The sequence below is a fragment of the Eudoraea sp. genome (assembly GCF_049669105.1).
Classification (GTDB): Bacteria; Bacteroidota; Bacteroidia; order Flavobacteriales; family Flavobacteriaceae; genus Eudoraea.
In genome coordinates this window covers 1-12,663 of the sequence record NZ_JBATKE010000119.1, presented here as the reverse complement: position 1 = coordinate 12,663, position 12,663 = coordinate 1, and the positions used below count along the sequence as shown (strand labels likewise).

The window sequence follows — 12,663 nt, the reverse complement described above, 5'->3', positions numbered from 1 at the left end:
GTATTGACACCTTATTATTATTTTGATATGAAATCTTCCAGACGTAAATTCCTGACTTCCATTAGCATGTTAGCTGCCTCTTCCGCAATGCCAATTACACAGTTTGATTTTGGAATAAATGTAAAATTAAAAATTGCCCTTGTTGGAACAGGTATTCGTGGTATCACTTTTTGGGGAAAACGCCTTGTTGATGAATATTCAGATATCCTGGAATTTGTGGGCTTGTGCGATATAAATCCGGGGCGCCTCTCCTTTGGAAAAGAATATACCGGGGCCAATTGCCCTACTTTTACAAATTTTGAGAAAATGATCCGGGATTCTAAACCGGATCTTGTTATCGTAACCACAAAAGATGCAACTCACCATGAATTTATTATCAAAGCAATGGAAATGGGATGCGATGTACTTACCGAAAAACCATTAACTACAGATGAAAATAAATGTCAGGCCATTCTGGATGCGGAAAAAAAGTCAGGCAAAAACCTGATAGTAGGTTTTAACTACCGTTGGAGCCCTTATAGCACCAAAATAAAACAGTTATTGGCAGACAACACCATTGGCAAACTAACTTCAGTTGACTTTCATTGGTATCTGAATACTTACCATGGCGCCAGTTATTTCCGAAGATGGCACGGACAGATGGAAAGCAGCGGGTCCTTGTGGGTTCACAAGGCCACGCATCATTTCGACCTTCTTAACTGGTGGATCAATTCTGAGCCATCCGAAGTATTTGCGTTCGGTGATTTGGAATTTTATGGCAAAAATGGCCCTTTCAGAGGGGACAACTGTAGAAATTGCAATCATAAATCTAATTGTGACTTCTATTGGGACATTTCTAAAAATCAATTTTTGACTGATCTGTATACAAAAAATGAGAAATATGACGGGTACATACGAGACAACTGCCTTTTTAGAAATGAAATAAACATATATGATAAGATGTCTGCACAGGTAAAATATCAAAATAACGTGCAGTTAAATTATTCGCTAACCACTTATTCTCCATTGGAAGGTTGGCGCGTTGCCTTTAACGGTACGGAAGGAAGGCTGGAAGCATGGATGGACATCCCATATTATAAAGAGATGAACATAGACCAGGCCGAAATGCACGACAAGGAAATGGAGCAGAACAATGAGGAAACTGAGAATATTGAACCCATAATAGTGCACAAATTGTGGAAGGATTTTGAAACTGTTATGGTAGAAATGGAAAAAAGCGGTCACGGCGGAGGTGACAAACGCTTACAAGACAAATTGTTTAGAAGTGCTGATTCTATTGATCCTTTCGGCAGAACTGCAGGAAGCAGAGATGGCGCAATGTCTGTACTTATTGGGATTGCAGCAAGGAAAAGTATTGAAACCGGCACAGCCATAAACATTGGAGATCTGACCAATTTACAGCCTAAGGAGGTACGGGATTAACATATTTAATATTGTAGATAACAAAGTTACTTTTTGTCAGATTAGCTGTTGAATATATGATAAAACATATATAGCTTTACACCATTGAGGGAATTCGCTTCCCAACTACGGTTGCGATTTTCCATATGAAGCATAGCTGCATCAATGAATATAACTTAAGACTATGGAAAAAGAAACCAAACATCAGCACAGAATACAGGATAAAATACGTCTGACCCTTAGGGTAAGCTATTTTGCTTCTATTTCCTCCTTAATATTTGGTCTGGTTTGTCTTTTTGTCCTGGATATTTATGAAATTGTTCCCCATATATTTCTGGCCTTTGGTGCGTTGAGTGTAATTAATAACCTGGCCTATGCATCTCACAAAAACCTAACGCTTACGTATAACATCCTTTCTATACTTGGCTTAGCTTCAGCTACTGCTATCACTATGTTAACAGGTGGCATAAACAGTCCGTTTATTTTTGTGCTGGCAATTGTTGTGTTTGCGGGATATGCGACTACGCGCAATTATGGTAAAATCTATTTATACCTCACTGTTCTGATTATTGCTTTAATTTTTGTTCAGGGAATTTCCGATTTTTCTTTAACCCAAAATGTTGTTCCCGTTGAGAGTCAAAACCTTTTTAGCTTTTTAAGCATTTTGTTCTCCGTTTACCTCCTGGGTGGAGTTCTGGGTAAAAACCTCTTAAAAGCACACCACAACCTTTATAAAACCAAGATGGAAGTTGAAGAACGGATACATGAAAAGGACACTCTGCTCAAAGAAGTGCACCACAGGGTTAAAAATAATCTGCAAACGGTTTCCAGCCTGCTAAGCCTTCAGTCCAGGGGGATAAAGGATGAAAAAGTAAAAAATCTTATAAAAAGTAGTCAGAACAGAGTCATCTCTATGGCTATGGTACATGAAATGCTTTACATGCGCGACGATCTGTCTAAAATAAATTATAAATCCTATGTTGAAGAATTAAGTGAATACCTGGTGAAATCTGTAAAGGGTGCCGATAGTAACGTTAAGGTAAACATTAATATTCCTCAAATAGAATTGGGCATAGATACCGCTATACCTCTTGGCCTCCTCATCAACGAAGCACTTACAAATGCACTTAAATATGGAATAAAAGGGGATGACCAGGGGGAAATTCATATTGAGCTAAAGAAAATGGCTGATAAGGACTACATTCTAAATATTGGAGATAATGGTGTTGGTTTTTCAGAGGAAGTGAATTTTAAAAATACCCGTTCTCTTGGCTTAAAGCTAATTCATAACCTTGCCCGTCAGCTAAAAGGATCAATAATCAGAGACTTTTCCAAAAAAGGCACAAACTATATTGTTAATTTTAAAGAAATAGGTCAGAGTGACTTTCATCAATCAGTGGCTTAAAGAAAACCCTTATAAAAGGCGGCTATTTTATATTCCTGACACATAAGTTCCCCATGTAAAAAGACTTTTCTTCTTAAGGCAATTTATACCTATATTTAGCCGACTAATTCAAAAATTGCCCTTATGAAGAATATTTTACTAGTATGTTTTTTATTTTGTAGTAGCCTCACATTCAGTCAGGATTACTTTCTTAAAAAATACGAGCCTTTTAATAGTAATATTCCTTCTCCTGAAGAGTTTTTAAGTTATGGAATTGGAGAACGTCATACCAGGCATGATCTTATTGTAGCTTATTTACAAAAACTCGCAGAGCTTTCAGACAGAGCATCTATCCATGAATATGGCAAAACACATGAAGGTCGTAAACTCGTAATCTTAACGATTACTACCCCGGATAATTTGTCTAATCTGGAATCTATTAAGGAAAGGCACCTTGCCTTTACAGATCCCAGCAAATCCTCGTCCCCGGACGCATCACTTCCAATTTTTATTAATTTGGGCTATAACGTACATGGGAATGAGCCATCCAGTTCCGAAGCAGCGCTTTTAAGCGCTTATACTTTTGTGGCTTCTGAGAATCCCGAGATACTTAATTACATAACGAACGCAGTAATCTTTATAGATCCAGCTATCAATCCTGATGGCAGGGACAGGCACACTCAATGGGCAAATAGCTATCAGGGCAATCCACTTGTGGCAGACCCCCAGGATGCAGAGCACAATGAATACTGGCCTGGCGGGCGTACCAATCACTACTGGTTCGACCTCAACAGGGACTGGCTTCTGGCAATAAACCCGGAAAGTCGTGGTAAACTTAACTGGTATCATGAATGGTACCCCAATGTAGTTACCGACTTTCATGAAATGGGTTCTCAAAGCACTTATTTCTTTGAACCAATGAAAGCGAACGGTTCTCTAAACCCTATTATGCCTAAAGAGAACTATGAGGATCTTAATACTATTTTTGGAAACTATTTTGCCAAGGCCTTAGACAGCATAGGTTCATTTTATTTTACCAAAGAGGCTTTTGACGGTACCTATCCGGGTTACGGTTCTTCTTATCCTGATATTCAGGGTGGCCTTGGGCTGTTGTTTGAACAGGCTAGTTCCAGGGGGCATAAGCAGAAAACGGCCTTTGGTGAAATCACATTTCCCTTTACCATTCGCAATCAGTACACATCGAGTATCACTACTGTGAAGGCTGCAGTTGAGAACAAAGATTATCTGCGTTCATATCAAAAAGAATTCTTTAAAACGGCGATGATGAATTCGGCAATAAAAGGAGTTCAAGGATACAGCTTTGGAGATCGCCATGACAAAAACCGGATAAAGGCATTTATTGACAAGCTATTAATCCATAAAATAGATGTATACAAATACGGCAATGATTCCTATGTAGTGCCCACATCCCAGCCCCAGTACAGGATGGTGCAAACGATGTTTGAAACTTATAAAAAATATCGCGACAGCGTTTTTTATGATGCGTCTGCCTGGTCTGTGGCAAATTTCTATAATATAAACTACAGGGGAGTAAAGAAGCTTAGTCGGGGAGATAAAATAACTTCTACAGATGATCTTGTAAACGTCCAACCTGTGCAAAAATCATCTTATGCCTATATTATCGATTGGGATGATTACAATGCACCTGCAGTCTTAAATTTTCTACAATCTAAGAAGTTGGTACTTTCTTCTGCCTTTAAACCATTTACCACAACGATTGATAATGCCAGCAAGTCTTTTAATTATGGAGCCTTAATTCTACCCATAAGCCTTCAAAAGAAAGACGCGGATGAAGTTTATAAATGGGTGCTTGAGGCACAGGAAAAATATCAGGTCCCTATCTATGGGATAGCTACTGGTTACAACAGCCAGGGAATTGATCTGGGAAGCAGGCATATTCGCCCATTAACAAAACCCAAAGCCGCAATGCTTATAGGAGATGGAACCCGCTCCTATGAAGCAGGAGAGGTATGGCACTTATTAGATACCAGAGTACATATGCCAATTACAAAAATACCTATCAGGAATTATGATAAGGTAAAGCTAGACGAATACAATACATTGGTAATGGTTTCTGGAAAGTATAATTTTACAGAAAAGCAGCAGACCATACTTTCAGACTGGGTTAAAAAGGGGAATACACTTATTACTATTGGAACAGCCTCTAAATGGGCTATTGATAAAAAACTTGTTAAAGAGAATCTTACCAAATCCGAGGTAGATTCTACCAAGGCAGTATTGCGAGAGCCATACGCCGATGCTGATGAAAACCTTGGTAGAGAAGGCCTTGGAGGAATTATACTTAAAGCCGATCTGGATGTTACCCATCCGCTGGCATTTGGTTACAGAGATACAGACATTCCGGTATATAAAAACAATACTGTATGGCTTTCACCGAGTAAGAATGAGTATTCTACCGTAGCGAAATACTCCAGGAATGCCCTGATAGACGGGTACATAAGCAGAAAGAACAGTGAAGAATTCTTAAAAACTTCGGCTTCACTTATAGTAAGTCCCTTAGGCAGTGGCAGAGTAGTCATGTTCGCGGATAATCCCAATTTCCGGGGGTCATGGTATGGCACCAACAGATTATTCCTTAACGCCTTATTTTTGGGAGATAAGATTGAGGTACCTAAACAAAACGACTAGTATGAACAAAAAAATAAATTCCTTCTTAATTCTCATCATATGTTGCAATCTTTCAATACTTGCACAGAGTAACGAGGGCGATGGGCCATTTTCTCAACTTATCATCAGGGGAGTTACCCTTATTAATGGTAATGGGGCACCGCCAATGGGGCCCGTAGATATAGAAGTGGTTAACAATCGTATTAAAAGTATAAAGGTAGTAGGCTATCCGGGAGTAGCCATAAAAGACTCAGACCGGCCACAGCTGAAAGCTGGTGGCAAGGAATTAAACTGCGAAGGCATGTATTTGCTTCCTGGCTTTGTTGATATGCATGGTCATATTGGAGGAAAAGCTCAGGGTGCAGAACCAGACTATGTTTTTAAACTCTGGATGGCTCATGGAATTACTACGGTACGTGAACCGAGCGGTCGGGGGGTGGATTTTACTATGGATCTAAAAAGAAAAAGTGCTAAAAATGAAATTGTAGCACCCCGTATTTTAGCCTATACCGGATTTGGACAAGGTAGTGATGCCACCATAAGTACTCCGGAAATGGCACGGGAATGGGTACGGAATAACGCCAAAAAAGGAGCTGATGGCATTAAGTTATTTGGGGCACCACCAGAAATTATGACCGCAGCTTTGGATGAAAACAAAAAATTAGGCTTACGCTCAGCTTGTCATCATGCTCAGCTTAATGTTGCCAGATGGAATGTACTCCATTCTGCCAGGGCTGGTTTAACAAGTATGGAGCACTGGTATGGCCTACCAGAAGCTCTTTTTGAAGACCGCACGGTGCAGGATTATCCATTGGATTACAATTACAACAATGAGCAGGACCGCTTTGAAGAGGCCGGTAAACTTTGGCAACAGGCAGCAAAACCTTATTCTGAACATTGGAATAAAGTGATGGATGAACTTATCGCCTTAGATTTTACCCTTGATCCAACCTTTAATATTTATGAAGCCAGCCGAGACCTTCAAAGGGCCCGAAGAGCCGAATGGCATGAAGATTATACCTTGCCTTCATTATGGGATTTCTATCAGCCCAGCAAAATAAGCCATGGTTCGTATTGGCATTACTGGGGTACGGAACAGGAGGTAGCCTGGAAGGAAAATTACAAACTCTGGATGACCTTTGTAAATGAGTATAAGAACAGAGGTGGCCGTGTAACCACAGGTTCGGATTCGGGTTTTATCTTTCAACTTTATGGTTTTGCTTATATCCGCGAAATGGAATTGTTACGGGAAGCCGGGTTTCATCCTTTAGAGATTATTCGCTCAGCAACCTTAAACGGAGCAGAAGCCTTAGGAATGGATGATCAAATAGGCACAGTAACTGTTGGTAAACTTGCCGACTTTGCTGTTGTATCCGAAAATCCATTAGAAAACCTGAAAGTACTATATGGCACTGGCGCCATAAAACTTACTGAAGATAATGAAGTCGTGCGTGTTGGTGGGGTAAAATACACCATAAAGGATGGTATAATCTACGATGCCAAAGCACTACTCCAGGAAGTAAAGCAAATGGTGGATGCAGAAAAAAAGCGTTTGAATTATCAAATTAAACAACCTGGAATTCAGGAATAATAATCAGTTTAATCGACTCTTGCTTTATTTTAAGTACAAAGGGAGGACTTATCTTCGGCCTGTCGGGACTTTAATAGGTCTTAAAACTCCTTTTGTTTTAGGAAAAACAATCAAATAACTCATTAGAAGTGCAACAGGTAATAATAGAATAAATAGTATCATTAGGTTTGGGGTTTGAGGATTAAGCTAATTTGGGTTTATTTTTTTTAGTAGTAAAAGTCAAAGCTTTCTTTACTCTTGTATTCTTGAATTTGTATAAGCGCGCAACAGCGTCTTCTTTTGCTGCCTCAATTTGCCCACTATTGTGAGAAACAGGAAGGCTAGCATCCAGAACAATATCCATTTGAAATGTTTCAACTTTACCATAGTCTGTAGTTTTTTGGGCCAGAGCAACAGCTCCGAATAAAAGTATAAGTACTAAGGTTAAAAACGCTTTCATGTCATTAGATTTGGGTATAATAAAATAACTACAGAAAGTGGTATCCTTAGGGTATAAATCGCTGAAAGCACCTTATTTTTCGCTAGCTGGAAAAATTTGCGATAAAGCGATAAAAATTTCGGATGAAAAGAATTGAAGCAAAAAACCCTTTATCGGAATTTTAGGTTTTTTAGCCGGGTTTGTAATTGGATTATACAAGAATGATTGAGAGAATTAGGAAATAAAGCACTAAAAAAGACACAATAAAATGTAAGAATTTATTGCTTTTTAAGTTTGGTTTAGTCGTGGGTTTTAAAATATAACTGTTTTCAAGACAAAATTTGAATAAACAGGATTTCTCACACTCACTTCGTTCGGTTCGAAATGACAGTTATACAATGCACCAGCATATTTTAAAACCCCACAGTCATTTCGACATGAGCTGCAAAGCAGCGATTGAGAAATCAAGACTGCATGCAAATACAATTGAAAATACATAAATTTAGATTTCTCACGCGCACTTCGTGCGGTTCGAAATGACAGTTATACAATGCACCGGCATATTTTAAAACCCAACAGTCATTTCGACATGAGTTGCAAAGCAGCGATTGAGAAATCTTTTCTTTATTTTATAAAACTATTACCTACCGCCCTTCCTTGCGTAAAACTACTAAAGGCGGACTGTTTAACACACTCCTGCTATTACTAAGACCAATTAATAGAACGAGTAGCGTAACCCCCGGTAACAGTACTAAAAAGGGTACTAAAGAAGGTACAAACGGCGCTTTAAAAACAAATGTAGCCAGTAACTGGCTGCTTATCAGTGAAAGTAATATACCTATACCACTACCCAAAACACCCAAATAAAAATATTCAAGGGCTGTGATTTTTAGAATTTGTTTACTTTTTGCACCCAGGGTCCGTAAAAGAACGCTTTCCTTTATACGCTGATATTTACTGGTACGTACAGCTCCAATTAATACAATAATACCAGTAAGGATACTAAAAAAGGCCATAAAATTAATTACCCACGCAATCTTATCCAGAACATTCTCTATGAGTGTTACAATTTGCCGCAAATCAAGGACCGAGATATTAGGAAATTTTTGAACTAATTCTCGCTGAAGGTTGGCTGAAGCCTCCGCATTGGGTGCATTAGTTGTTATAACGTGAAACTGTGGGGCATTTTCCAAAACTCCTTTAGGAAAGACCAGGTTAAAATTAGGTTGCATTCGTGCCCAGTCCACGGTGCGAATATTTCCCACAACGGTTTCCATCAAAACACCCTGGACATTAAAAACAATCGTATCTCCCACTACAACTTCAGCATCTCTGGCAATATTATCAGCAATGGAAATAGGGATAAGTCCTACTTTAGGAGTTTCCGGCACCCATTCACCTTCAGTAAGGGTCTCCGAAGAAATCATGGAATCACGGTAAGTAACCCGAAATTCGTGGTTCAAAACCCATTTATTCATTGTCAGGGTGGTATCTTGTCGAAGATCATTTGCAGCACGTCCTTTTATAGTATGCATACGCATAGTAACTATTGGAATATTATCTAATACCGGAAGGCCTTTAGGGGTTATGCTATTTGCCACGTCTTCTTTTTGCTCGCTTTGCACGTCCAACAGAATTATATTAGGACTATCACTGTTGCTATCAAGCTGTGCCATTGCCAACAGTATATCTTTGGTAAAATAGAGCGTGCTAATTAGAAAAGCCCCTACCCCAATAGCTACTAGTAATACCATAGTTTGATTATTTGGCCGAAAAAGGTTTAACAGGCTTTGTCTTGAGGTAAAACTCCATTTGGTAGGAAAGAACTTTTTTATTCCCCTCATAAACAGAGTGGCAACACCAGCCAATATGGAGAAGGTTACCGCAATACTGATCACAAAACCAATGGCATAACGCAAGTCTTCTAAAAGCCAAAGGGAAAACAGGAAAATAAAGATTAATATTCCTATAAATACGAGGGCCCTGGCTTTTCGGGGACGCTCCTCTTGTGTTTCTTGAATACGCAGTACCTGTAAGGGAGAGACATACCAGGTACTCATAAGTGGTAATAGTGCAAACAGCACAGACATAAACACGCCCAGTAATAAACCCATTATAATGGGTTGAGGCGCCAGTGACAATTGCACTTCAAAAGGTAAAAAGTCCTGCAGCAGACTTGGAAATGTTAGTTGCAGCAAGATACCCCCAATCGTTCCAATAACACCCCCCAGAAGGCCCATACCTGCTATTTGAATCAAATAAATAAGGAATGTCTGCTTTCGACTGGCTCCCATACATTTAAGTACAGCCACCGACCTCAATTTTTCCTTTATATAGATTTGTACAGAACTTGCGATACCTACACAGCCCAATAAAAGAGCAATAAATGCAACCAGGTTAAGGAATTTTCCAACATTTCCATAGGAACTACCCAGTTGTCTGCTCCCTGATGTATGTGTATCCAGATCTGCATTCTCAGCATCCAAAATGGGGTCTAGTTCTTTATCAAGAGCATCGAGGTCCATCTCCGGCGGGGCCTTAAAATAATAGTTATAGTCCAGACGACTGCCTACCTGCAGTAGCCCCGTTCGTTCAATAATGCCAAATGGAACAATAACCGGTGGTGCAACAGAACTGGCAAATGCGCTATTACCGGGTGCAGATATAAGTGTGCCTGTAATTGGCAAACTAGCATTGCCTATTTTGATTATATCTCCAACTTCTAATTCAAACTGCAGCATCACTGTGGCATCTACCAGGGCACCTTCATTGGAAATATAAGAAGTTGCCGCATCTGCCGGTTCAGTCTCTATTTCCCCGTAAAGTGGAAAATCACCTTCAAGCCCCCTTACACGAACCAGTTTACTGCTTTCATTCTTTGGAAATGCTGCCATGGATGCAAAATTCACTTCCATACCCTTTGCTCCTCCTAATGAATCTATAATTTCCTGTACTCTTTCATTCGGAAGTTGTCTTGAATCAATTATAAAATCCGCTCCCATTAGTGATTTGGACTGGAGACGAATATTTTCTTTAAGATTATCACTAAAAGATTGGATTGAAACAAGTGCCGTAATACCAAGGATGATAGAGGCCATAAACAAAGTAAGTCGGCCTCCACTAGCCTTTCCATCACGCCAGGCCATTTTAAAGAGCCAGCCTGTGCCTGCCAAAGATGAAGCTTCCTGTTGGTTTTTCACGAGATTACTGTGCTTTCATTAGCAACTATCTTTCCTCCTTTGAGCCTTAGAATATGCTGCGTACGTTTTGCAAGATCCAGGTCGTGTGTTACAATAACCAAAGTGGTACCTGCTTCTTTATTAAGTTCAAAAAGCAGTTTTACAACTTTTTCTCCTGTTTCTTCGTCAAGGTTACCGGTAGGCTCATCGGCAAAAAGGATAGAAGGCCTATTACTAAAAGCTCTTGCCAGAGCAACTCTCTGTTGCTCACCACCTGATAACTGAGAGGGATAATGGTGAGACCTATCTGCCAATCCTACTTTATGTAAAAGTTCCATCGCCTGCTTCCTGGCTTCCTTTGCCCCTTGTAATTCTAAGGGCACACTTACGTTCTCCAGAGCTGTTAGCGTGGGAAGTAACTGAAAATCCTGAAAAATAAACCCCACTTCTCTATTGCGCAAAAGGGCGCGTTGATCTTCACTTAAATCGTTAATTCGAGTGCCACAAAGTTCAATGTAACCAGAGTCGGGTTCATCTAAACCTGCGCATAGCCCCAATAAAGTAGTCTTACCACTACCTGAAGGACCAACAATGGCAAAGGTATCCCCTTGCTCAATTTCAAAGGAAATAGCATCCAGAACAGTTAGTTTTTTAGAACCACTGGAATAGGTTTTCCCCAGTTGGTTAACGTTTAATATCTTTGACATTGGTAGAAATTAGATTTTGTTTGCAACGACGCAGCAAAATAAGGAAATGATTTCGACATTAAGACCATTAAAACATGCAGACCTTCTTAAAATTTCGTTATTTTTTAGTGTTTTTACTAATGCTGGCTTGTGGAGAAAAGTCCGGAAAATCCTCAGAAAATTCTCCCGTTGACGCCGGGCAAACGGAAAGTAGTGTCGATCAAAACGGAAATAACAAAGTTATTATGTTCTTTGGTGATAGCCTCACAGCAGGCTACGGTCTTGACACAGAGGAGGCTTTTCCGGCAGTAATTCAACAAATTGTTGATTCCCTTAATTTAAATTACACGGTTGTAAACGCGGGACTAAGCGGCGAAACAACCGCTAGTGGAAGAAACAGGCTTGACTGGGTGCTAAATCAAAAAGCCGATGTGTTTATTCTGGAATTGGGCGCCAATGATGGTTTGAGAGGTATTCCTTTAAATGAGACCCGGTTAAACTTGCAGGCCATTGTGAATTCTGTTAAAGAGAAAAACCCGGATACAGTTATCATCCTTGCCGGGATGCAGATACCACCAAACATGGGCCAGGAGTATACTACGGAATTTAGGAGGATATTCCCTGAGTTGGCTGACCAGAACGAAACTTATCTTATCCCCTTTTTACTGGATAATGTTGCAGGTATTCCTGAATTAAACCAGGAAGACGGTATTCACCCTACCGTTGAAGGGCAAAAAATTGTGGCTAATAACGTATGGGAAGTATTGGAACCGGTACTGACCAAATAACCAAAATAAACGTTTAATCCCGCGCAATATGGATACTATGGACAATATCATCAATGCACTTTCCTGGATAGATTCTGCCGCTGCCACGGTTTGGATTCTGCTTACAATTATTATGTTCTGGTTTCTTTATAAAGTATATGAAGCAGAGGGAAGGAAACATCCAATCTTCCACTTCGGTATCTTCCTACTGGTCCTGGTATGGTTATATCCGCTCTACACCTTTCTCTTTAACCAGTTAGAAGTTGCCTTTTTGGGCAATCTGATTACCTTATGGGCAACAGTAGTCTATATGCGAAAACTCAAACAACTACCAATGAAGGAATATAAATGGATGACTCCACAAATCGTCTGGATCATTATCGCTTCCTTCTATGTGGGATGTATGCTTTTGGAGAAATATCTGATGGCCTAAATGAAAGGCATTAAAATGAAAGCTAAGAATTAAGCCAATTTAGCTTTGTTTCTTTTTGTAGTAAAAGACAAAGCTTTCTTTACTCGGCTATTCTTGTTTTTGTACAAACGAGCAACAGTGTTTTCTTTAGTAGTTGAAGTATCTATACTCATTTC

Annotated in this window: 9 protein-coding genes; 6 read left to right on the top strand and 3 right to left on the bottom strand. The window is 39.7% G+C overall.

Annotated features, from left to right (window positions below; translation table 11 throughout):
* Nucleotides 1–27: 27 nt before the first annotated feature.
* The 4 genes from WBM60_RS10200 (at nt 28) to WBM60_RS10185 (ending at nt 7,025) form a co-directional block, all read left to right on the top strand.
* Entirely contained in the window at nt 28–1,422 is a 1,395-nt protein-coding gene (locus tag WBM60_RS10200; protein WP_424277468.1) for a Gfo/Idh/MocA family protein, read from the top strand.
* A gap of 163 nt (nt 1,423–1,585) precedes the next feature.
* Nucleotides 1,586–2,806: a sensor histidine kinase gene (locus WBM60_RS10195; protein ID WP_424262507.1), complete on the top strand. Its 1,221-nt coding sequence runs from the start codon at nt 1,586–1,588 to the stop codon at nt 2,804–2,806.
* A gap of 123 nt (nt 2,807–2,929) precedes the next feature.
* The gene (locus WBM60_RS10190; protein WP_424262505.1) at nt 2,930–5,455 is read left to right on the top strand and encodes a M14 metallopeptidase family protein; all 2,526 of its coding nucleotides are present in this window, start codon (nt 2,930–2,932) and stop codon (nt 5,453–5,455) included.
* Between the two features lies 1 nt (nt 5,456).
* Entirely contained in the window at nt 5,457–7,025 is a 1,569-nt protein-coding gene (locus WBM60_RS10185; protein WP_424262503.1) for an amidohydrolase family protein, read from the top strand.
* A 181-nt stretch (nt 7,026–7,206) separates the two neighbouring features.
* Here the strand turns inward: WBM60_RS10185 and WBM60_RS10180 are convergent, their stop codons facing one another.
* The 3 genes from WBM60_RS10180 to WBM60_RS10170 form a co-directional block, all read right to left on the bottom strand.
* Nucleotides 7,207–7,464: a hypothetical protein gene (locus WBM60_RS10180; RefSeq protein ID WP_424262501.1), complete on the bottom strand. Its 258-nt coding sequence runs from the start codon at nt 7,462–7,464 to the stop codon at nt 7,207–7,209.
* 623 nt (nt 7,465–8,087) lie between these two features.
* Entirely contained in the window at nt 8,088–10,589 is a 2,502-nt protein-coding gene (locus tag WBM60_RS10175) for an ABC transporter permease (RefSeq protein WP_424276160.1), read from the bottom strand.
* 50 nt (nt 10,590–10,639) lie between these two features.
* Complete coding sequence (locus tag WBM60_RS10170; protein WP_424258792.1) at nt 10,640–11,329, bottom strand: ABC transporter ATP-binding protein; 690 nt, start codon at nt 11,327–11,329, stop codon at nt 10,640–10,642.
* Nucleotides 11,330–11,403: 74 nt separating this feature from the next.
* On the opposite strand from WBM60_RS10170, the gene WBM60_RS10165 reads away from it, so the two are divergent.
* A complete protein-coding gene (locus WBM60_RS10165) occupies nt 11,404–12,096 on the top strand; it encodes an arylesterase (protein WP_424258794.1) in 693 nt (230 codons plus the stop codon).
* Nucleotides 12,097–12,133: 37 nt separating this feature from the next.
* Nucleotides 12,134–12,508 (top strand): tryptophan-rich sensory protein, encoded by a 375-nt coding sequence (locus WBM60_RS10160; protein WP_424276159.1) that lies wholly within the window; start codon nt 12,134–12,136, stop codon nt 12,506–12,508.
* The last annotated feature ends 155 nt before the right edge of the window (nt 12,509–12,663 follow it).

Excerpts from the sequence above, each read along its gene's own strand:
- WBM60_RS10165 (WP_424258794.1), top strand. The coding sequence starts at position 11,404 with ATGCAGACCTTCTTAAAATTTCGTTATTTTTTAGTGTTTTTACTAATG.
- WBM60_RS10160 (WP_424276159.1), top strand. The coding sequence starts at position 12,134 with ATGGACAATATCATCAATGCACTTTCCTGGATAGATTCTGCCGCTGCC.
- WBM60_RS10175 (WP_424276160.1), bottom strand. The coding sequence starts at position 10,589 with ATGGCCTGGCGTGATGGAAAGGCTAGTGGAGGCCGACTTACTTTGTTT.
- WBM60_RS10195 (WP_424262507.1), top strand. The coding sequence starts at position 1,586 with ATGGAAAAAGAAACCAAACATCAGCACAGAATACAGGATAAAATACGT.
- WBM60_RS10180 (WP_424262501.1), bottom strand. The coding sequence starts at position 7,464 with ATGAAAGCGTTTTTAACCTTAGTACTTATACTTTTATTCGGAGCTGTT.
- WBM60_RS10185 (WP_424262503.1), top strand. The coding sequence starts at position 5,457 with ATGAACAAAAAAATAAATTCCTTCTTAATTCTCATCATATGTTGCAAT.
- WBM60_RS10190 (WP_424262505.1), top strand. The coding sequence starts at position 2,930 with ATGAAGAATATTTTACTAGTATGTTTTTTATTTTGTAGTAGCCTCACA.
- WBM60_RS10200 (WP_424277468.1), top strand. The coding sequence starts at position 28 with ATGAAATCTTCCAGACGTAAATTCCTGACTTCCATTAGCATGTTAGCT.
- WBM60_RS10170 (WP_424258792.1), bottom strand. The coding sequence starts at position 11,329 with ATGTCAAAGATATTAAACGTTAACCAACTGGGGAAAACCTATTCCAGT.